The sequence below is a fragment of the Polaromonas sp. P1_H6 genome (genome assembly GCF_056405195.1).
On the sequence record NZ_JBFUCN010000009.1, the window covers coordinates 73,742 to 95,286 of the forward strand.

The following is a 21,545-nucleotide window of genomic DNA, read 5'->3' on the forward strand; positions in this document are numbered from 1 at the left end:
GTTCCTGGGGCGGGTGGCGCTGGATCCGACTGCCGGCCAGGTGATTACAGCCGTTTTGGGAGCCAACTCCGATAATAGGGTCATGCCCCGTATTGTCCTGGCCACCCTCAACGCGAAGTACATCCACGCCTCGCTGGGCCTGCGCTACCTGCTGGCGAATATGGACAAACACGGCGGGCCAGGCCTTCGCGAAGCCACGCAGCTACGCGAATTCGTGATCCAGCAGCGGCCCACCCAGATCGTCGAAGAGCTGCTGGCGCTGCAGCCCGAGGTGATAGGCCTGGGTATCTATATATGGAACGTGGTCGAGACCACCCAGGTGGTGCGCCTGCTCAAGGCCTTGCGGCCCGGCATCAAGATCGTGCTGGGCGGGCCCGAGGTCAGCTACGAGACCGGCGAACAGGAGATCTGCCGCCTGGCCGACCACGTGGTCACCGGCTGGGGCGACGTGAGTTTTCCCAAGCTCTGCCGCGCGCTGCTTGACGGCCCCCAGCCGCTCATGAAGGTGATCGCCGGCGAACAGCCGCCGCTGGAGGTGCTGGCCCTGCCTTATGGCGACTACACCGCCGAAGACCTGGCCAAGCGCCTGCTCTACGTCGAAGCCTCGCGTGGCTGCCCCTTCAAGTGCGAGTTCTGCCTGAGCTCGCTGGACAAGACCGCCTGGGCTTTCGACCTCGACCTGTTCATGGCGGAGATGGACGCGCTGTACCAGCGCGGCGCGCGCAACTTCAAGTTTGTCGACCGCACCTTCAACCTCAAGGTCGAGAACTCGGTGCGCATCCTGCAGTTTTTCCTGGACCGGATGGCGCCTGAGCTGTTTGTGCATTTTGAGGTCGTGCCCGACAGCCTGCCCGAGCGCCTGAAGGCCCTGATTGCGCAGTTCCCGGCGGGCTCACTGCAGTTTGAAGTCGGCATCCAGAGCTTCAACCCCGAGGTGCAGCAGCGCATCTCGCGCAAGCAGGACAACGGCAAGACCGTCGACAACCTGCGCTGGCTGGTGAACGAAAGCCGGGCCCATGTGCACGCCGACCTGATCTTCGGCCTGCCCGGCGAAACCCTGGAAAGTTTTGCCCAGGGCTTTGACCGCCTGCATGAACTGGCGCCGCATGAAATCCAGTTCGGCATCCTGAAGCGCCTGCGCGGCACGCCGATCACGCGGCACACCGAGGCCTTCGCCATGGCCTACGACCCGCAGACGCCGTACACCATCTTGCAGAACTCCACGATCGATTTCGCCACCATGCAGCGCATCAACCGTTTTGCGCGCTACTGGGAGATGGTCGCGAACTCCGGCCGCTTCGCGCGGGCGCTCCAGCTGCTGCTGGCGCCGGGCTCGGCTTTCGGAAACTTCCTGCGCTTCAGCGACTGGCTGTGGGCGACCACGGCCAAGACGCATGAATTCGCGCTGGAGAAACTCGTGGACCTGCTGTTTGACCACCTCACGGAGGTGCGCGACCTGGCCGGGAAAGAGGTTCGCGATGCGCTGCTCGCGGATTACCTGGCCAGTGGCGCGCGCGGGCGGCCGCAATGCCTGGCCGGGGCTTTGGGGGCGGTGCGGGCCGCGGCGCCCTTGCGGACCGGACGACAGGGCGCCGAGCGGCAGGGACGGCATGTGAGCCAGGAGATTCGCAAGGCTGCCGCCGCAGCCTGAGCTTTGTGCGGGCCGCCCAATACAACCAAAGGTTTCGTCGGGCCCGGAAAAGCACCGACTCGCTATCAAATCAATAGCTGAGGAAGCCCAGATGCGATAGGCTGGCGCGGAAAATGCTTTTAAATCCGGTCCCTCGTATCCCATCCCCCTCAGTGTCAAAGATTTCAGCTATCCTTAGCCCCTTCACAACTACCGACCGCCATCACGTGTCCGACGTTCCCCCCAGTCGGTCTTCCAGGCCGGAAGACAAGCGAGGTTTTCTGCAAAAGCTCGCTGAAATGCTCCACCCCGGTCCCGACTCGAAAGACGAGTTGATCGAAACCCTGGTGGAGGCCCAGGACAATGACGTTATTGGCGCCCAGAGCCGTGAAATGCTCGAGGGCGTGATCCGCATGGCCGACATGACGGCCGGCGACGTCATGGTGGCCGCGCCGCGCATGGACGTGATCAACATCGACGCGCCCTTCGACGAGCTGCTGCACCTGGTGATAGACACCGCCCACTCGCGCTTTCCCGTCTACGAGGGCGAAAAGGAAAACATCCTCGGCATCCTGATGGCCAAGGATTTGCTCAAGCTGCAGCGCGCGCCCGAACTCAACATCAAGGCCCTGCTGCGTCCCGCCGTCTTCGTGCCCGAAAGCAAGGGCCTGAACGACCTGCTGCGCGAATTCCGCGGCAACCGCAACCACCTGGCCATCGTGATCGACGAGTTCGGCCGCGTCGCCGGCCTCATCACGATTGAAGACGTGCTCGAACAGATCGTCGGCGAGATCGAGGACGAATTCGACATCGCCGAGGACGACGGCGACATCTTCGGCCTGACCGACCACACCTACCGCGTCAGCGGCGACACCTCGATAGAGCGCGTCAACGAGGCTTTCGGCGTGACGCTGCCCGAAACCGACTTCGACACCATAGGCGGCCTGGTGGCGCACGAGATGGGCCATGTGCCCAAGCGCGGCGAACACTACGCGCTGGCGGGGCTGCAATTCACGGTGCTGCACACCAAGGGTGGCGCGGTGCGCTGGTTCAAGGTATCGCCGGTCTCCGCCGGCGTCTGACGACACACACAATAAAGTAAAGAGGGCAATATATGGCACGGGACTCGATTCACAGCATGATGTCCCACCTGCCGACCTTGCCCGCCTTGCTTGAGCACGCGCGCAACCTGCCGCCGCGCAAGGGCTTCTCCCCCTTCCAGCTGGCCATGGTCCTGATTGCCGGTTGCCTGCATGCCGCCAGCATGGCCTGGCCGTTTGATTTCGCCTTCGTGCAGGGTCAACCTCTGGGGGGCATGCAGTTGCTGGCGATGTTCCTGTTCGCCGCGCAGATCGACAGCTGCCGCTCCTTGAAGCGCGCCGCCTGGCTGGGCGTCGCCTTCGGAACGGCCATGCTGTGCAGCACTTTCTGGTGGCTGTTCATTTCCATGCACTACTACGGCGGGCTGGCCGCGCCGCTGACGGTGCTGGCCGTGGTGCTGCTCGCGGCCTTTTTGTCGCTGTACTACGCGGCGGCGGGCGCGCTGTTTGTGCGTCTGGCGCCGCGCCGCAAGCTGCCGCGCGCCGGGGTGTTCGCCGCGCTGTGGCTGCTGGCCGAACTGGCCCGCGTCGAATTTTTCACCGGTTTTCCGTGGGGTGAGGGCGGCTACGCCCATGTGGACGGCTGGGCCAGGCCGCTGGCCGCCCTGGTGGGCGTGCACGGCATCACCTTTCTGGCGGCGCTGGCCGCCGCCTGGCTGGCCATGGCCATGCGTGCCTCCCGCATGCAGTGGGCGACCGCGATTGCCATCGTGGTGGCTTGCTTCGTCCTGTCCTACCTGCCGGTGCAAAGCGCCCTGCCGGGGGAGGCGGGCTCCACCGCGGCCGGGGAGCCGCTGCAGGTCACGCTGCTGCAGGGCAATATCCCGCAGAACGAAAAATTCCAGAGCGGCACCGGCGTGGCCACCGCGCTGAACTGGTACGGCCAGCAGCTGCGCGATGTGAAGACGCCGCTGGTGGTGGCGCCCGAAACCGCCATTCCCCTGCTGCCCATGCAGTTGCCCGAAGGCTACTGGCGGGCGCTGCAGTCGCGCTTTGCCACCGGCCAGCAAGCGGCGCTGGTGGGCATCCCCGTGGGCAGCCCGCAGGCCGGCTATGCCAACTCGGTGGTCGGCTTCAAGCCCGGGCAGCCCGAGCCCTACCGCTTTGACAAACACCACCTGGTGCCTTTTGGTGAATTCGTTCCGCCGGGCTTTCGCTGGTTCATCAACATGATGCGCATCCCGCTGGGCGACTTCAACCGCGGCGCGGTCGGCCAGGCTTCCTTTGAATGGAAAGGCCAGCGGCTGGCGCCCAACATCTGTTACGAGGATTTGTTCGGCGAAGAACTGGGCGCGCGTTTTGCCGACCCGGCGCTGGCGCCCACGATTTTTGTCAACGTCAGCAACATCGCCTGGTTCGGCAACACCGTGGCCATAGACCAGCACCTGCAGATCTCGCGCATGCGCGCGCTCGAATTCAGCCGCCCCATGATCCGCGCCACCAACACCGGTGCCACCGTCATCATCGACCACACCGGCAAGGTCACCTACTCGCTGGAGCGCCACACGCGCGGCGCACTGGTCGGCGAGGTCGAGGGCCGCAACGGCATCACGCCCTATGCCGCCTGGGTGTCGCGCTACGGGATGTGGCCGCTGTGGGGGCTGGGGTTGGGTATCGCGGTTCTGGCGCTGCTGTTCCGCCGCCGCTGAAGCTGAGTTGTTGCGGCGCAGAGAGCCGTTCACAAAGCCCAGCGAAGCGGTCCTGGCTAGGCGCGTCGCCGCAGACAGTGCTACAGCACGGCAAGGCCGGCGCAACAACGCCAGGAGGGTTTTGTGAGCGGCTCTACCGCGCCGCCATCACGCCGTGGAGTAGATCCGGCAGCATTTCCAGCATGCGCAGCGCATCCTGCCCCGGCGGCGTGCTCGTGGCGAAATACATCTGCAGCGGCGCATGGGCGAAGTCATGCAGCGGCACCGCCGTCAGCGAGGCCGGGTCCAGGTTGCTGGCCGTGAGGAAATCCACCACCGTCCAGCCCATGCCGCGCTTGACCAGTTCCAGCGCCAGCCGCGAGGTCTGCACCTGCAGGCCGGCCGGGGCGCTCAGGCCCAGGTGGCGGGCCAGTTCGTCGATGGACTGGCACATCGGGTCTTCACCCACCAGGCGTATCAGCGGCATGCTGGCCAGGAAAGACATGGGGTTCTGCCGCCGCGCCCGCACGGCGCGCTGCCAGATATCCCGCGTGACCGCCAGGTAGAGCGGCCCGCTCACCAGCGTGGTGCTGGTCAGCAACGGATGCGGGTGCTCGTAAAAACCCAGCGCGAAGTCGACGCCGCGGGTCAGCAGGGCCTGCACCATCTGGTCCTGGTGCAGGGTGCGCACCTCGATGCGCACGCGCGGGTGCCGCGCCATGTGGCGCTCCAGCACCAGGGGTAAAAATTCGTGGCTGATGGATGGGATGGCCGCCAGCCGCACCTGGCCGTCGGCCGCCTGCCGCAGGTTCACGGCGATGCGCTTGAGCCCATCCAGCTTCTGGTGGATCAGGGTGGATTCTTCGAACAGCACACGCGCTTCCGGCGTGGGCGCCAGCGTGCCCTTGCCACGCGTGAACAGCTTGTAGCCCAGCTGCAGTTCGGTGTGGGCAATGGTCTTGCTGACGGCCGATGGCGTGATGCAGATCAACCGCGCGGCGGCGCTCATATTGCCCGTCTGCATGACGGCCTGGAAGACTTCAAGTTGCCTGAGGTTCATCGTTCTGCCGGGTGACGGCGCGGCAAGAAGGCCTGCTGCCGGAGGGTGTGAGTTTTAGTCACACCCCTCGTTACATTATGCATCGCCGCATCCCGGCGGCGTGGCTACGATGAGCCACCTTTGGCCCTGGCGCCGGAGGAGACATCGGGGCGCGGGCCCTGCGCAAGCCACTCTTCACGGGGTGTCCTGCGCGTGCCGCGGTCCGGCAGAACAATTTCACCTTTCCTGGAATACCTCATGCAAATCACCTCCACCCTCCTCAAAATAGGCGCCGGGCTCGGCATCGCCGCCTTCACCGCGCTGGGCGTACCAGCCTCCGTGCTGGCGCAAACGGCCGGCAAGCCCAACGTCGTCATCCTGGCCACCGGCGGCACCATCGCCGGCGCCGGCGCCTCGGCCCTGAACAGCGCCACCTACGCCGCCGCCAAAGTGCCGGTCGACAAGCTGCTGGCCGGCCTGCCCGAGCTGGCCAATGTGGCCAACGTCAAGGGCGAGCAGGTCTCGCAGATCGCTTCCGAGAGTTTTACCAACGACAACCTCATGAAGCTGGGCAAGCGCATCTCGGCGCTGGTCAAGCAGGCCGACGTGGACGGCATCGTCGTCACCCACGGCACCGACACGCTGGAAGAGACCGCCTACTTCCTGAACCTCGTGATCCGCACCAGCAAGCCCATCGTGGTGGTGGGTTCGATGCGTCCGGGCACGGCGCTGTCGGCCGACGGCGCGCTGAACCTGTTTGACGCGGTGAGCGTTGCCGCCAGCAAGGATGCGGTCGGCAAGGGCGTGCTGGTGACCATGAACGACGAGATCCAGAGCGGTCGCGACGTCGCCAAAACCATCAACATCAAGACCGAAGCCTTCAAGAGCCAGTGGGGCCCGCTGGGCATGGTGGTAGAAGGCCAGAATTACTGGTTCCGCGCACCTGTGAAACGCCACACCGCCCAGTCCGAATTCAACATCGATGAATTCGAGGCGCTCGCGCCGGTCGACATCGTCTACGGTTACGGTAACGTGCCGCGCGCCGCAGTCGATGCCGTCGGCAAGTCCGGCATCAAGGCCCTGATCCACGCCGGCACCGGCAACGGCTCGGTCGCCGACCGCGTGGTTCCCGCGCTGCAGGAAGTCCGCGCCAAGGGCGTGCAGGTCGTGCGTTCCTCGCGTGTGCCCGCGGGCTTTGTGCTGCGCAACGCCGAGCAGCCTGATGACAAATACGACTGGGTGGTCGCGCATGACCTGAACCCGCAAAAGGCCCGCATCCTGGCGGCCGTGGCCCTGACGAAGAACGTGGACAGCAAGGAATTGCAGCGCATCTTCTGGCAGTACTGAGCCCTCGTGGCATAGAGAAAAAGGGCGGTGCCGGCAACGGCATTGCCCTTTTTCATTTGCGCGGAGAAGGCTTAGAGTTGACTCATGCCGCCGTCCACGATCAGTTCCGTTCCCACGATAAACGCGGCTTCCGGCGACGACAGGTAGACCACGGCGCTGGCCACTTCGTCGGGCGTGCCGAAGCGCTTGACCGGCACCTGCGCCTGGATGCCGGCGGCCAGCGCATCCAGCTGGTCGGCGGGCACGCCCAGCTTGCCGTACAGCGGCGTCGTGACAGGGCCGGGGCTCACCACGTTGACGCGGATGCCGCGTGCCACCAGTTCGCCCGACAGCGTCTTGGCCAGCGAAATCAGCGCGGCCTTGCTGGCGGCATAGACGCTGGAGTTGGGCATGCCGATGTGGGCGTTGATGGAGCCGTTCAGGATGACGGCCGCCCCCTTGTTCAGCAGCGGCGACAGTGCCTGGATCGCGAAGTAGGCGCCCTTCACGTTGACGTTGAAGGTCTCGTCCCAGAGTGCTTCGTCCACGCTTTCCAGTGGCGCGAATTTGGCAAGGCCGGCATTGATGAAGACCGCGTCCAGCGTGATGCCTTCGGCGGCCAGAGCGCCGGCCAATGCCTTGGCCGAACCGCTGGCGCCTGCGTCGTTGCGCAGGGCGATGGCGCCTATGCCCAACTGGGCTTTGGCCTTGTCCAGCGAAGCCTGGTCGCGGCCGGTGATGATGACGCGGGCGCCCTGGGCGGCGAATTGCAGCGCGGTGGCCAGGCCGATGCCGCTGTTGCCGCCGGTGACGAGCACGGTTTTGTTGTCAAAGCGTTTTGCGGTGGAAAGTGGGGAGGTCGTTTGCGTGGTCATTTCAGTGTCCTGTTCGAGTGAGTTGATAAAAACTTCCGGGTCGGCCTGTGTGGTTCGTCTGCCGATGTGTCCAATGTATGGTTTATGTTCTATGAGAAGAAGGTTTGAAAAGTGTTTTAATCATTCAGGTTTTATGAACGTCAGGGATCGAAGGAACCGCCATGGACCGTTTGCGTGCCTTTGAAGTGTTTGCCGCCGTCGTGGGGCGCGGCAGTTTCACGCGCGCGGCCGATGCGCTGGACACCTCGCCGGCCAACGTCACGCGCTACATCAACGAACTCGAGGCGCACCTCGGCACACGCCTGCTCAACCGCAGCTCCCGCAAGCTCTCGCTGACCGAAAGTGGCGAGGCGCTGTACGAGCGCAGCAAGTCCATCCTCGAGGAGGTCGCCGACGCCGAGGCGCTGGCCTCGTCGGCCACCCTGCAGCCGCGCGGGCGCCTGCGCATCAACGCGCCCGTGAGCTTCGGCATACGCCAGCTGGCGCCGCTGTGGCCGCGCTTCATGCAAAGCTACCCGGACGTGGAGCTCGACATCGCGCTCAGCGATCGCGTGGTCGACATCGTGGAAGAGGGTTACGACCTCGCCATCCGCATCTCGCGCACCGGCCCTGCCACCCATGCGGCGCGCAAGCTGGCCACCTCCTGCAACATCGTCTGCGCCGCGCCTGCCTACCTCCAACAGCATGGCACGCCGCGGGTGCCCGCCGACCTCGCGGCGCACCGCTGCCTGGGCTACACCTATGCCGCCACCGCCAACGAATGGCATTTCGTGGATGAACAGGCGCGCCCGCACCAGGTCAGGGTCAACTACGTCATGCATGCCAACAACGGCGACACGGCGCGCGAGGCAGCCCTGGCCGGGCAGGGCATCATCTGGCAGCCGGCCTTCCTGGTCGGCGACGACCTGCGTGCGGGGCGCCTGCTGCCGCTGCTGCCGGGCTACAGCATGCCCGACATCGACGTGCTGGCCGTCTATCCCAGCCGCCGCCACCTGAGCGCCAAGGTCCGCGTGATGGTGGATTTCCTGGCCGAGGCCTTCAAGGCCGGGCCGGCCTGGTATGTGCCGCCCGAGGCGGCTGCCGCGGCGCCCGCGCGCCGTCGCCGCGTAAAATGACCGCTTTGGCACAGCCGCCCGGTGCGGCCTGGCCTTCCCGGCGCCTCCACAGGCGCCGTGCTTTTGCCCTCAACCCACTTCTATGCTTACTTTCCAGCAAATCATCTTGAAGCTGCAGTCCTACTGGGCCGACCAGGGCTGCGCGCTGCTGCAGCCCTATGACATGGAGGTCGGCGCCGGCACCTCGCACACCGCGACCTTTCTGCGGGCGCTGGGCCCCGAGCCCTGGAAGGCCGCTTATGTGCAGCCCAGCCGCCGCCCCAAGGACGGCCGCTACGGCGAGAACCCGAATCGCCTGCAGCACTATTACCAGTACCAGGTCGTGCTCAAGCCCGCGCCCGCCAACATCCTGGAGCTTTACCTCGGCTCGCTCGAGGCCCTGGGCTTTGACCTGAAGAAAAACGACATCCGCTTCGTCGAGGACGATTGGGAAAACCCCACGCTGGGCGCCTGGGGCCTGGGCTGGGAAGTCTGGCTCAACGGCATGGAAGTCACGCAGTTCACCTACTTCCAGCAGGTCGGCGGCATCGACTGCAAACCCGCGACCGGCGAAATCACCTACGGCCTGGAGCGCCTGGCCATGTACCTGCAGGGCGTGGACAACGTCTACAACCTGGTCTGGACCGAAGGCGCCGACGGCTCGAAACTGAGCTACGGCGACGTCTACAAACAAAACGAGGTCGAGCAGTCCACCTACAACTTCGAGCACAGCGACGCCGATTTCCTGTTCACCGCCTTCACGGCGCATGAAAAGCAGGCCAAGCACCTGATCGAGGTGCAGCTGGCCCTGCCAGCCTACGAGCAGGTGCTCAAGGCCGCGCACAGCTTCAACCTGCTGGACGCGCGCGGCGCCATCAGCGTGACCGAACGCGCCGCCTACATAGGCCGCATCCGCAACCTGGCCCGCGCCGTGGCGCAAAGTTATTACGAAAGCCGCGAACGCCTGGGCTTCCCGATGGCGCCGCGCGAGTGGGTCGAGCAGATGCCCAAGAAGGCCGCCTGAGGTTTCACGCAGCACGCCGCACCACCCGATGCCCACCATCTTTTCCCATATTGCCGTCCCCATTGCCGCCGCGGTGGCGATGGGCAGCAAGCGGATACCGCCCACCATGCTACTGGCGGGCATGGTCGCGGCCATTCTTCCCGACTTTGACGGCGTCGCTTTCAAGCTCGGCATCCATTACGGCGGTATCTGGGGGCATCGCGGCTTCACCCATACCCTGGGCTTTGCGCTGCTTACGGGCTTGATCGGCTGGTGGCTGGCAAGGCATTGGAAACTGCCGCCGTGGCAAGGCTATGCATGGGTAGCGCTTTGCATGTTTTCGCATCCTGTGCTGGATACCCTGACCAACGGCGGCGTGGCGATCCCGCTCTACTGGCCGTTTTCCGAGCAGCGGTTTTTCAGCCCCTGGCGGCCCGTCGAGGTGTCGCCGGTCTCCTTTTCCCGATTTTTCACGCAGCGCGGCGCCGACGTGTTGCTCAACGAGGTCAAAACCATCTGGCTCCCGCTGATGGCCGCAGCCCTGGCAATTTTTGCGCTCCGACATTCCCGAAAAAACCAATGAACGGTTCTCAAAATATTCTTGTTGAACTGTTTGTCGAGGAGCCGCTGCTCAAGGCCGCTCACAGCTGCAACTTGCTGCTCGCGTGTGGCGCCATCGGTGTGACGGGCCATGCGCCCTGCATTGGCCGTATCCGCAACCTGGCGCAAAGTGGTTACTTCGCGCCGCGTCGACGGGTAGAACAGATGCCGACGAAGGCCGCCTGACCCATGAAGTCAATACTGTTGACAAGCGCAACGCTGGCGGGGCTTGCCATGCTCGGTGCCGCCGTGCCTTCTGCTGCACAGCCGCAGGTGCAATCTCCGGTGCAACTCGATGCCAAGCCCAATCGGCAGGCGCAGTACGAAATGGCTCTGGGACACATGCGCACCGGGAAGGCTCAAGCATGCCGGGGCGACCTTGCATTGTTGCGTTATCCGTATGAGGCGGGTTACCGGCATGCGCGGAATGCCGCAGGACGTAATGTAGAAGAAGCGCCGGCGGATGCCCGCCGAAAGGATTTGTTGCAAGCCATCGTCAAGCTCCCTGTGAGCCTGGTTCGGCCCGGTGGCGCTCGTGATGCGGCGCCCGATGAGGCTGGCGCCGCGACAGCCCGGCAGGCGGCGCGGGCATCTTTTACTTCTGCGGTTGCGATCCTCGAAAAGCTGCTCGCTGGCGATCCCGGGCAGGCCGCGTGGCAGCGTGATCTGGCGATGTCGTATTCGCGCCTGGCTGAAGTGTCAGGTGTGTGGGCCACAAGCCGCGATCTGCACCAAAAATCCGTCGACCTGCAAAAAGGCCTTGTCGCGAAAGATTACGCCAACAGTGCGTGGCGGCATGACCTTGCGGACCTGTACCGGGGCCTGGGCTCCGTGCAATTCGGCATGGGTGGAGAAAAACCGGCACGCGCCGCCAAAATCGCCGAACTCGAACTGCGAGAAAAGCTGGCCGAGGAGGCGCCCTCCAACGCCGCACTGCAGCATGAACTTGCGCTGAACTACGACCGATTGGGCGAGATGTTCCACATCGTCGTCAACGTCAGCCAGGCGCGCGACGCGTACCAGGCTGGCTTTGAAATCCACAAGAAGCTGGTGCAACGTGACCCCGCCAACCTCGTGTGGCAACGCGATCTGGCGCACAACCGCGCCAGCGCTGGTGTGTTTGAAAGCAACAAGGGTAAAAGCGACGTTGGCGCCCAGTTGCTGCGGGAGGCCTTGCGGTTGCGTACGGCCATAGTGGAGCGTGATCCCGCCAGTATCGACGCCCAGATGGATCTGCGCAGCAGCTACCTGCAGATCGCCGACGATCACCTCAACGCCGGGCGAACTGACGCCGCCGTGGCGGTTTATGGTGACGCACTCCAACACATGCAACGCCTGGCGGTGGCACATCCCACCGACCCCGGCTGGCTGTATTACCAGCTAGAGTTCCAGTTTCGCATCGGCGAGGCGATCCAGGACGAAATCCGGCCGCGATTAGGCACCCGCGTTGCGCCACCGCCCGAGCAGGTCGCGCGCGTAACCGCGCAGACCGAGAAAATTGGTCAGTCGATGCTTGCGACCGCGCGTGCGCTGGTTGGCATGAGCGCTACCTCCGAAACCACCCGAATCTACGAAACCGCGCAGGCACCCCGCTTGTGCACAATCTCACTATGACAACCCAAAGCCTGCTTGTTGAACTGTTTGTTGAAGAGCTGCCCCCGAAGGCGCTGAATAAGCTGGGCGATGCCTTTGCCGGCGTGCTGTTCGAGCAACTCAAAGCCCAGGGCCTCACGGCAGCTGATTCGATGCTCACCGCATTTGCCTCTCCGCGCCGGCTGGCCGCGCGTGTCACCGCGGTTGCGGCCCAGGCCGCCGACAAAGCTGTTTCGCAAAAACTCATGCCGGTGGCGGTGGGGCTGGACGCGTCGGGCAATGCCACGCCCGCACTGCTCAAGAAATTGCAGGCGCTGGGTGCCGATGCATCGGCCGTGGCCGGCCTCAAGCGCGCGCCCGACGGTAAGGCCGAGGCGCTGTTTTACGACAGCATTGTGAAGGGCGCGACGCTGGCCGAGGGCTTGCAAAAAGCCTTGCTTGAAGCCATCGCCAAACTGCCGATTCCCAAGGTCATGACCTACCAGCTGGCCGACGGCTGGAGCGACGTGAAGTTTGTGCGCCCGGCCCATGGCCTGGTCGCGCTGCACGGCAGCGACGTGGTGGCCATCGAGGCGCTGGGCCTGAAGGCCGGCAACAGCACCCACGGCCACCGCTTTGAAGCGGCGGTGGATCCTGTCGTGCTGAAAGACGCCGACAGCTACGCCGCCACGCTGCAAAAAGACGGCGCGGTGATCGCCGGCTTCGCCGAACGCAAAGCCGAGATCGCCAGCCAGCTGGCGGCTGCCGCGGCCAAGGTCGGCGGCGGCGTGAAGGCGATTGAAGACGACGCGCTGCTCGACGAGGTGACCGCACTGGTCGAGCGCCCCAACGTGCTGGTCTGCGAGTTCGAGAAGGAATTCCTGGGCGTGCCGCAGGAATGCCTGATCCTCACGATGAAGGCCAACCAGAAGTACTTCCCGCTGCTCGACGCCGCAGGCAAGCTCACCAACAAGTTTCTGGTCGTCAGCAACATCAGTCCCGCTGATGCGAGCGCGGTGATCGGCGGCAACGAGCGTGTCGTGCGCCCGCGCCTGGCCGACGCCAAATTCTTCTTCGACCAGGACCGCAAGAAGACCCTGGCCTCGCGCGTCGCCGGGCTGGACAAAGTGGTGTATCACAACAAGCTGGGCACGCAGGGCGAGCGCACGCAGCGCGTGCGCGCGATAGCCGAGGCTATCGCCAACCGCATCGACGTTGGACGGGTTGCCGACGTGCAGCGCGCCGCCGAACTCGCCAAGACCGACCTGGTGACCGACATGGTCGGAGAGTTCCCCGAGCTGCAGGGCACCATGGGCCGCTACTACGCGCTCAATGACGGCCTTGGCGCCGACGTGGCCGATGCGATCGAAGACCATTACAAGCCGCGCTTTGCCGGCGACGAGCTGCCGCGCAACAGCGTGGGTGTGATTGTCGCGCTGGCCGACAAGCTCGAAACCCTGGTCGGCATGTTCGGCATCGGCAACCTGCCGACCGGCGACAAGGACCCGTTCGCGCTGCGCCGCCATGCACTCGGCGTGATCCGCATGCTGGTCGAGAAAGACCTGCCACTTGGACTGGCCGAACTGGTCGAAAGCGCCCAGCCGGTGTTCGGCGACAAGATCCAGGATGCCTCCGCCGCGCTGGTCGACTTCATCTACGACCGCCTCGCCGGCTCCCTGCGCGAGCAAGGCTACAGCGCACAGGAGGTCGATGCCGTGCTCGCGCTCAAGCCCCAGCGCCTGGGCGACGTCGCCAAGCGCCTGGCGGCCGTGCGCGCCTTTGCCGCATTGCCTGAAGCCCCTGCTCTGGCAGCGGCCAACAAGCGTGTCGGTAACATCCTGAAAAAGGCTGAAGGCGCGGTCGAGGCTGCCATCAAGCCTGAACTGCTGCAGGAAGCCGCCGAGAAATCCCTCGCCGACGCATTGAAGACCGTCGGCCCCAAAGCCGAAGCCGCTTTTACCTCCGGCGATTACGCCGCCTCGCTGCAGGCGCTGGCCGCCCTGAAAGCGCCTGTCGACGCTTTCTTCGACGGCGTGATGGTCAATGCCGAAGACCCGACGCTGCGCGCGAACCGGCTGGGGCTGCTGGCAACGCTGCACCAGGCCATGAACCGCGTGGCCGACCTCTCCAAACTGGCAACATGAGCCCCCACGCTCCGCACTTCGTGTCGTCGCTGCCCCCCGAGGGGGCTGGCCGGCCTTGGGGCGGCCCGGCGTCCGGCCGCTCTTTTTGGTAAGGTAAAACACCATGAAACTCGTCATCCTCGACCGCGACGGCACCATCAATAGCGACAGCGACGACTTCGTCAAATCGCCGGACGAATGGCTGCCGCTGCCCGGTTCGCTGGAGGCGATCGCGCGGCTCAACCATGCGGGCTGGCATGTGGTGATCGCGTCCAACCAGTCGGGGCTGGGGCGCGGCCTGTTCGACGTGGCCTCGCTCAACGCCATGCACGCCAAGATGCACAAGATGCTGGCCGCCGTCGGCGGCCGCATCGACGCGGTGTTCTACTGCCCGCACAGCCCCGAGGAAAGCTGCATCTGCCGCAAGCCCTTGCCCGGCCTGTTCGAGCAGATAGGCGCGCGCTTCGGCGTGCAACTGGCGGGCGTGCCCACGGTCGGTGATTCGCTGCGCGACCTGCAGGCCGGCGCCGCGGCCGGCTGCGAGCCGCACCTGGTGCTTACGGGCAAGTCGGCCCAGTACCGGGGCGGCGGCCAGCCCGAGGGCCTGCCGGCGGGCACCACCTTGCATGCGGACTTGCCGGCCTTCGCCGATTTCCTGCTGGAACGCGGCGCGCGGCCGCTGCCGGTGGCCATCTGAACATCGCGCGTTCCGCGGAAAACCGCTTGCCGCCCCTTACAACCTGACCCGATAGCCGGAAGCTCCCACATGCCCTTTATCCGCTCCGTCCTGCACCTTCTGTGGATGTCCGTCACCATCATTCCGTGGGCCACCTTCGTGGTCATCGCGTCGCTCTTCGTCAGCAGCACCACCATGTACTGGATGTGCGCGGGCTGGCTTCGCGTGGCGGTCAGCGGCGGCACCTTCATCCTCGGCATCAAGAACCGCGTGAGCGGCATGGAAAACCTGCCCACGGGCGAAACCAGCGCCGCGGTGCTGCTGCTCAAGCATCAGAGCACCTGGGAGACCCTGTGCATGCCCACGCTGATGCCGCATCCGCTGGCTTATGTGTTCAAGAAGGAGCTGCTGTATGTGCCCTTCTTCGGCTGGGCGATGGCACGCATGGACATGATCCACATCGACCGCAGCCAGCGTGCCCAGGCCTTCAACAAGGTCGTGATGCAGGGCAAGCGCCTGATGGCGCAGGGCACCTGGGTCATCATGTTTCCCGAAGGAACGCGCATCCCGCGCGGGCAGAAGGGCACTTACAAATCCGGCGGCACGCGCCTTGCGATTGAGACCGGCGCGCCGGTGATCCCGATCGCCGTGACCTCGGCCAAATGCTGGCCGCGCAAGGCCTTCATCAAGAAGCCGGGCATCGTCGACATCTCCATCGGCAAGCCCATCCCCAGCGCGGGCCGGCAGCCGGACGAACTGATGCGCGAAGTGGAAGCCTGGATCGAATCGGAAATGCACCGGCTTGATCCCGAGGCCTACGCGCCCGCGGTGTCGAATACCTGAGCGGTGCCTGCGCTTATATCGCGCCGCGCTAAACTGACATGATGCAACGGCTTCTCCAGTTCACGCTCGACCTGTTTGACGCCCATCCCGCGCCGCCGGTCCGCAGCGCGGGCCCGAAAACCGGCAAACCCCCGGCCAAGCCGCGCGCCCCCAAACCGGTGGCTCCCGTCCCGCGGCCGGAGCCGGCCGCCGAGGCCGAGTTCATCGGGCCGCAGCTTCCCGCCCAAAGCCTGCAACAGGCCCTGGCCCCGGCCACCTTCCGCCACCCGCGCGCCACGCGCGAGTCTGTGCTGGACGGCATCCTGGTGGCCTACGAATTCCGGCGCAGCAAACGCAAGACCATCGGTTTTTCAGCCGGCGCCGACGGCCTCACGGTGAGCGCGCCCAAATGGGTGCCGCTCTATGAAATCGACAAGGCCGTGCTTGAAAAGTCCGGCTGGATACTCGCCAAGCTGCAGGAGACCCGTGAGCGCCACGAACGCATGGAATCCGCGCGCATAGACTGGAAGGACGGCACCACCCTGCCTTTCCTGGGCGACCAGGTCATCGTGGTGATAGACCCTCGGCATGCCTTCGGCGGCATAGGTGCTGAACTCAAGACCCACACGCCCAACACGCCCGAGGTGCTGCTGCAGGGCGCGGACGGCGCGGCCAACGACACGCTGCCCGGCGTGGCGCAGCTGACCTTGCACGTGGGCCTGCCCCACCACGCGTCGGCCGAGCAGATCCGCGACACCGTGCAGGCCTGGCTGATGCGCCAGGCCAAGCGCATCTTCATCGAGCGGCTCAACCATTTCGCGCCGCAACTCGGCGTGCAATGGCACAAGCTCAGCCTGTCCAGTGCCGGCACGCGCTGGGGCAGCGCCAGTGCCGACGGTTCCATCCGGCTGAACTGGCGGCTGGTCCATTTCAGGCAGTCGGTGATCGACTATGTGGTGGTGCATGAACTGAGCCACCTGCGCGTGATGGACCACAGCCCGCGCTTCTGGGACACGGTGCGCACCATCGTGCCCGACTACGCCGAATTGCGCGGCCAACTCAAAGACGAAGCGATTCCGCGCTGGTAGATAGCGGAGTGCGCATGCCGCAGAGACTGTGCGGGGCCAAACCTTGGCCTTTGGGGGATCATCGATAACAAAGTAGTACATGTCAGCGTTACTTGGTAATATGACAAAAATATCAAAAATGCCAGAACCCCCAGGGAATTGATGTCGTACTTCTCAAGCACCTCCATGAACGACAAGCTCATACTCGTAGTTGAAGACAATCCCGACCACCTGGAGTTGACCGTCTTGACTCTGGAGGAGCAGGGCGTCACCGCCGAGATCGCGGTGGCCCGCGATGGCGTGCAGGCGCTGGACTATCTCTTCGGGCAGGGCAGTCACGCGGGGCGCGACACGCAGCGGCAGCCCTCGTTCATCCTGCTGGACATGAAGCTGCCCAAGCTGTCGGGGCTGGATGTGCTGCGCAGCGTGCGCGGCAACCCGCTCACGGCCCTGGTGCCGGTGGTCATGCTGACGTCTTCCAGCGAGCGCTCCGACATCGTGGCCTGCTACCAGGCCGGCGCCAACGGTTTTGTCCGCAAGCCCGTGGATTTCGGAGACCTCACGGAAAAACTCCAGCGGCTCCAGGCCTATTGGCTGGATGTCAATGAATCCATCGCGGCCGGTTGAGATTCCTGCGATGCAGGGCGCCCGCGCGGCTTTGGCGGGCTCCTGAGAGATGGCCGCGATGAAGGTTCAGATCACGCTGCGGACCCGCCTCGTCATTCTGGTGCTGGCCGCGATCGTTCCGCTGTTCGGCCTGTCCATCTTCAAGGCCTTCTACAACGCCGATGTCGCCGTCGAGCGGGCCATGACCGACCTGCAGTTCGCGGCCTCGCTGGCAGCCTCCAACCAGCAGCAGCTGGCCGAGACGGCGCGCCAGGTGCTCACGGCCGTTGTCCATGCGCCCGAGTTGCTGAGCGACGAGGCCGGCAAAACCGTCAAAGGCGGCAGGGGCGGGCGCTGCGACGCCTACCTGGTGGAGCTGAACCGGCAGTTCCCGCTGTACGCCAACCTGGGCATTGTGGGCATGGATGGCCGGGCGCTGTGCAACGGGATTCCCAATTCGACGCTGAACTACCTGGGTGACCGCGCGTATTTCCGCGAAGCCGTGGCCCGCCGCAGCTTCGTGACCGGCGAATACATCGTGGGCCGCGCCACGGGCATACCCTCCATCACCTTCGCGCTGCCCCTGCTGGACCGAGAGGGGCACGTCCTGGTGGTGGCCTATGCGTCGGTGGACCTGGCCGAAATGGCCAAGTCGGCGCTGGGCATCGAATTGCCGCCCGGCGCCGCGCTCGGCATCCACGACCGCAACGGCGTGCTGCTGACGGGAAAACCGGCCCTGCCTATCCGCATCGGCCAGAAGGCCGCCAGCCCGGTGCTGCGCGAGGCGGTCAAGGGCATGCGGACCGGCACGGCCGACGGCCCGGACGGCGCGGGCATGCGGAGGCTGTGGGCCTACATGCCCAGCAGCAGCAACCCGGGCGAGGCGTTTTTTGTGGCGGTCAGCCTGGACCATAACCTCGTGGTGGGCGCCTCCCAGCGCCAGCTGTGGCTGGAACTGGGCGTGCTGTCCTCGCTGGCCTTCCTGAGCGGCCTGCTCGCCTGGATGATGGGCGGGCGCGCTATCGTGCGCCCCACGCGCAACATCCTGGAGGCGACCCGGCGCATCGAGGACGGGCGGCTGGACGTGCGCATCCCGGTCAGCCCGTCCGATGACGGCGGGGAGTTCTCCCGGATCTCCGCCGGCTTCAACCGCATGGCCGAATCGCTGCAGAAGCACCGCGGCGCCCTGGAGGCGGAACTGGCGAACAGCGAAGCCATCCAGCGCAGGCTGCAGGATGCCCAGCGGCTGGGGCGCATAGGGTATTGGCAGCTCGACGTCCGCACCGAAAAGACCTGGTGGTCCGACGAGGTCTATGACTTGCTCGGCGTGGACAAGGAGGTGTTCGCCGCCAGCCGCGAAGCCTTCCTGCAGCTCATCCACCCCGGCGACCGCCGGGACTTCAAGGCCAGGCGCGACGCCGCCGTCGAGGGCGGCCTGCCGCTGGACGTCGAGTTCCGCGTCATCACGGCGGCCGGCGAGGTGCGCTGGATCCACCTGATGGGCCGCGCCCATGATCGGCAGGACGGCCAGCCGGGGCATGAGCCGCGACGCTCCGGCGTGCTCCAGGAGATCACCGACCGCAAGCAGGCGGAACTGGAAATTGCCCGCGGCACCGAGTTGCTGAACCGCACCGGCGAGCTCGCCAAAATCGGCGGGTGGGAAGTCCAGGTCGACACCATGACGCCCTACTGGTCCCAGGAAATCTACCGCATCCATGACCTGGAGCCCGGGGCCAGGCTGAGCATAGGGCATGCGATCCGTTCTTATGCGCCGGAAGCGCAGCCTGTCGTCAGGGCCGCGGCTGAAGCCGCCTTCCTTCACGGCACGCCATGGGACCTGGAGCTGCCGCTCATCACCGAGAAGGGCCGGCGCATCTGGGTGCGCACGCGGGGCCGTGCGCTGCAGCGGGACGGCAAGGTCGTGAGCCTGGTCGGCGTGCTGCAGGACATCACCGAGCAGCACCAGGCCCAGGAGCACCTGCGCCTGCTGGAGTCCTGCGTCTCCCGCCTCAACGACATCGTGCTGATCACCGAGGCCGGGCCGATCGACGCGCCCGGCCCGCGCATCGTCTTCGTCAACGACGCCTTCGAGCGCCGCACCGGCTACACCCGCGAAGAAGTGCTGGGCCGGACGCCGCGCCTGCTGCAGGGTCCCAACACACAGCGGGCCGAACTCGACCGCATCCGCGCCGCGCTGGAGGCGTGGCAGCCGGTGCGGGCCGAACTGATCAACTACACCAAGGGCGGCGATGAGTTCTGGGTGGACCTCGACATCGTCCCCATCGCCGACGCCAAAGGCCTTTTCACGCACTGGGTGGCGGTGGAGCGCGATGTCACGCAGCGCAAGCGGGCCGAGCAGGCGCTGATGGACAGCGAACAGCGCTACGCGGCCCTGTTTGAAATGGCGCCGGTGCCCATGTGGGTGTTCGACGTCGCCACCAAGCGTTTCCTCAACGTCAACAAGGCGGCGGTGGACAGCTACGGCTACTCGGCGGCCGAGTTCCTGGGCATGACCCTGTTCGACATCCGTCCCGAGGTCGAGCACTCTCGCCTGGAGCGGGCGCTTGAAGACGACTCGGTCGAAAGGAAAGGCGACTGGCAGCACCGCCGAAAGGACGGCTCGGTTTTTTCCGTCCACGCCGTGTCGCGGCCCATCCAGTACGCCGGCGTGCCCGCGCGTTTTGTGCTGGCGATGGACATCACGGCCCAGCGCAAGGCCGAGCGCGACGTGCAGGAGCACCTGTTCACCCTGCAGCGCGCCGCCGACGCCGCGCAGGCCATCACCTGGCACCAGACGCTGGAAGGCACCATGCATGAGGTCGCCGAACAGGCCAGGGGCGTGGTCGGCGCGCACCAGTCCATCGTCAGCCTGACCGTCAGCAACGACTGGAAGCAGGCCATCAACGCGCTCTCGCTGTCCGACAAATACGCGAAATACCGCGACCTCATCGAGCCGCCCGACGGCACCGGCATCTATGCGATGGTCTGCCAGACCAACCGCTCCATGCGCATGACGCAGGCCGAGCTCGAAGCCCATCCGCGCTGGCGCGGTTTCGGCAGCTATGCCGGCGAACACCCCGCCATGCGCGGCTGGCTGGCCGTGCCGCTGACCGGGCGCGACGGCCGCAACATCGGCCTGCTCCAGCTGTCCGACAAGTACGAAGGCGAGTTCACGCAGCAGGATGAATACGTCGCGCTCGAACTGGCGCAGCTGGCCTCCATCGCCATCGAGAACGCCCGCCTGCTCGAGGAAGTCAGCCAGCTCAACACCGGGCTGGAGCAGAAGGTGGCAGAGCGCACGCTGGCGCTGGAGCGCCAGCAGGCCTTGTTCCGCGCGCTGGCCGAACAGGCGCCCCAGGTGGTGTGGACCATCAACCCCGACGGCGCCGCCACCTACTTCAACCGCGCCTGGTTCGACCTGGTCGGCGGCAAGCTTGAGGACTGGACCGGCACGCAGTGGTTCTCCGTCATCCACCCCGAGGACCTTCCCGACGTTCAGGCCACGTGGGTGGCCGCCAAGGCCGCGCAGACGCCCTATATGGGCATACGCCGCGTGCTGGCCCGCGATGGCAGCACCCACACCATGTCCTACCGTGCGTCGCCCGTGCTGGACGAGCAGGGCCAGGTGGCCTTCTGGGTCGGCATAGACGCCGACATCACCGAGATCAAGGCCATCGAAGCCGCCCTGCGGCTGTCCAACCACGAGCTCGAGGCTTTTTCCTATTCGGTGTCGCACGACCTGCGTTCGCCGCTCAACACCGTGGACGGCTTCAGCCGCCTGCTGGCCAAGCAGCTGGGCGCCGACGCCGGCGACAGGGTCACGCACTACCTGTCGCGCATCCAGGCCGGCGTGGCGCAGATGGGCCAGCTGATCGAAGACCTGCTGTCGCTGGCGCAGGTGTCACGCGCGCCCCTGAGCAACAAGACGGTGGACCTGTCGGCGCTGGCGCGCAGCATCATGGACGAGTGGCAGTCGCGCGACCCCGAACGCAAGGCCGTGGTGAGCATCGAAAAAGGGCTGAAGGCCCACGGCGACGCCCGGCTGGTCCGCGTGGTCATGGAAAACCTGCTCGGCAACGCCTGGAAGTTCAGCTCCCACGAGGGCGTGGCCGAGATCACCGTCGGCCATACCCAGGACGCCGCGGGGCTTCCCGTGTACTTCGTGCGCGACAATGGCGCCGGTTTTGACATGGCCTACGCCGACAAGCTCTTCAACCCCTTCCAGCGCCTGCATGCCGCCTCGGAATTTCCCGGCACCGGCATAGGTCTGGCCACCTCCAGCCGGGTCATCAAGCGCCATGGCGGCAGGCTGTGGGCGGAGTCCGCACCCGGCCAGGGCGCGACCTTTTTCTTCACCCTGCCCAAAACGCCGCAGGCGTCCTGA

The 21,545-nt window shown here is 65.6% G+C and carries 17 protein-coding genes; 15 read left to right on the forward strand and 2 right to left on the reverse strand.

The window, feature by feature from the left end:
- Positions 1 to 82: 82 nt before the first annotated feature.
- From AC1D1F_RS10685 to lnt, 3 genes are all read left to right on the forward strand, one after another.
- A complete protein-coding gene (locus tag AC1D1F_RS10685) occupies positions 83 to 1,651 on the forward strand; it encodes a B12-binding domain-containing radical SAM protein (protein WP_477676448.1) in 1,569 nt (522 codons plus the stop codon).
- Between the two features lie 278 nt (positions 1,652 to 1,929).
- Entirely contained in the window at positions 1,930 to 2,712 is a 783-nt protein-coding gene (locus AC1D1F_RS10690) for an HlyC/CorC family transporter (RefSeq protein WP_007867288.1), read from the forward strand.
- Positions 2,713 to 2,744: 32 nt separating this feature from the next.
- The gene (gene lnt, locus AC1D1F_RS10695; RefSeq protein ID WP_477696217.1) at positions 2,745 to 4,379 is read left to right on the forward strand and encodes an apolipoprotein N-acyltransferase; all 1,635 of its coding nucleotides are present in this window, start codon (positions 2,745 to 2,747) and stop codon (positions 4,377 to 4,379) included.
- A 133-nt stretch (positions 4,380 to 4,512) separates the two neighbouring features.
- On the opposite strand, the gene AC1D1F_RS10700 is transcribed toward lnt, so the two are convergent.
- A complete protein-coding gene (locus AC1D1F_RS10700) occupies positions 4,513 to 5,418 on the reverse strand; it encodes a LysR family transcriptional regulator (RefSeq protein WP_477676446.1) in 906 nt (301 codons plus the stop codon).
- 237 nt (positions 5,419 to 5,655) lie between these two features.
- On the opposite strand from AC1D1F_RS10700, the gene AC1D1F_RS10705 reads away from it, so the two are divergent.
- The gene (locus AC1D1F_RS10705) at positions 5,656 to 6,744 is read left to right on the forward strand and encodes an asparaginase (protein ID WP_477676445.1); all 1,089 of its coding nucleotides are present in this window, start codon (positions 5,656 to 5,658) and stop codon (positions 6,742 to 6,744) included.
- A gap of 71 nt (positions 6,745 to 6,815) precedes the next feature.
- On the opposite strand, the gene AC1D1F_RS10710 is transcribed toward AC1D1F_RS10705, so the two are convergent.
- Positions 6,816 to 7,598 carry an SDR family oxidoreductase gene (locus AC1D1F_RS10710; protein WP_477696216.1) on the reverse strand — a complete coding sequence of 261 codons (783 nt, stop codon included), beginning with the start codon at positions 7,596 to 7,598 and terminating at the stop codon, positions 6,816 to 6,818.
- Between the two features lie 161 nt (positions 7,599 to 7,759).
- Between AC1D1F_RS10710 and AC1D1F_RS10715 the strand changes: the two genes are divergently transcribed.
- The 11 genes from AC1D1F_RS10715 to AC1D1F_RS10765 all read left to right on the forward strand — a co-directional run bounded on the left by AC1D1F_RS10715 (position 7,760) and on the right by AC1D1F_RS10765 (position 21,545).
- Positions 7,760 to 8,713, forward strand: coding sequence for a LysR family transcriptional regulator (locus AC1D1F_RS10715; protein WP_477696215.1), 954 nt, complete (start codon positions 7,760 to 7,762; stop codon positions 8,711 to 8,713).
- Positions 8,714 to 8,795: 82 nt separating this feature from the next.
- Positions 8,796 to 9,716 (forward strand): glycine--tRNA ligase subunit alpha, encoded by a 921-nt coding sequence (gene glyQ / locus AC1D1F_RS10720; RefSeq protein WP_477678158.1) that lies wholly within the window; start codon positions 8,796 to 8,798, stop codon positions 9,714 to 9,716.
- A gap of 28 nt (positions 9,717 to 9,744) precedes the next feature.
- Positions 9,745 to 10,278: a metal-dependent hydrolase gene (locus AC1D1F_RS10725; RefSeq protein WP_477678157.1), complete on the forward strand. Its 534-nt coding sequence runs from the start codon at positions 9,745 to 9,747 to the stop codon at positions 10,276 to 10,278.
- The gene (locus tag AC1D1F_RS10730) at positions 10,275 to 10,481 is read left to right on the forward strand and encodes a hypothetical protein (RefSeq protein WP_477678156.1); all 207 of its coding nucleotides are present in this window, start codon (positions 10,275 to 10,277) and stop codon (positions 10,479 to 10,481) included. Before AC1D1F_RS10725 ends, AC1D1F_RS10730 begins: the two co-directional genes overlap by 4 nt.
- A gap of 3 nt (positions 10,482 to 10,484) precedes the next feature.
- Positions 10,485 to 11,909: a tetratricopeptide repeat protein gene (locus AC1D1F_RS10735; protein WP_477678155.1), complete on the forward strand. Its 1,425-nt coding sequence runs from the start codon at positions 10,485 to 10,487 to the stop codon at positions 11,907 to 11,909.
- Entirely contained in the window at positions 11,906 to 14,011 is a 2,106-nt protein-coding gene (glyS, locus tag AC1D1F_RS10740; protein ID WP_477678154.1) for a glycine--tRNA ligase subunit beta, read from the forward strand. Before AC1D1F_RS10735 ends, glyS begins: the two co-directional genes overlap by 4 nt.
- Before the next feature lie 103 nt (positions 14,012 to 14,114).
- The gene (gene gmhB, locus AC1D1F_RS10745) at positions 14,115 to 14,687 is read left to right on the forward strand and encodes a D-glycero-beta-D-manno-heptose 1,7-bisphosphate 7-phosphatase (protein ID WP_477680892.1); all 573 of its coding nucleotides are present in this window, start codon (positions 14,115 to 14,117) and stop codon (positions 14,685 to 14,687) included.
- Between the two features lie 69 nt (positions 14,688 to 14,756).
- Positions 14,757 to 15,509, forward strand: a complete 753-nt coding sequence (locus tag AC1D1F_RS10750) for a lysophospholipid acyltransferase family protein (RefSeq protein WP_477676779.1) — start codon at positions 14,757 to 14,759, stop codon at positions 15,507 to 15,509.
- Between the two features lie 38 nt (positions 15,510 to 15,547).
- Complete coding sequence (locus AC1D1F_RS10755) at positions 15,548 to 16,576, forward strand: M48 family metallopeptidase (RefSeq protein WP_477696214.1); 1,029 nt, start codon at positions 15,548 to 15,550, stop codon at positions 16,574 to 16,576.
- A gap of 165 nt (positions 16,577 to 16,741) precedes the next feature.
- Positions 16,742 to 17,182, forward strand: coding sequence for a response regulator (locus AC1D1F_RS10760; protein ID WP_477676777.1), 441 nt, complete (start codon positions 16,742 to 16,744; stop codon positions 17,180 to 17,182).
- A gap of 58 nt (positions 17,183 to 17,240) precedes the next feature.
- On the forward strand, positions 17,241 to 21,545 hold the full coding sequence (locus AC1D1F_RS10765) for a PAS domain S-box protein (RefSeq protein WP_477700720.1): 4,305 nt from the start codon (positions 17,241 to 17,243) through the stop codon (positions 21,543 to 21,545).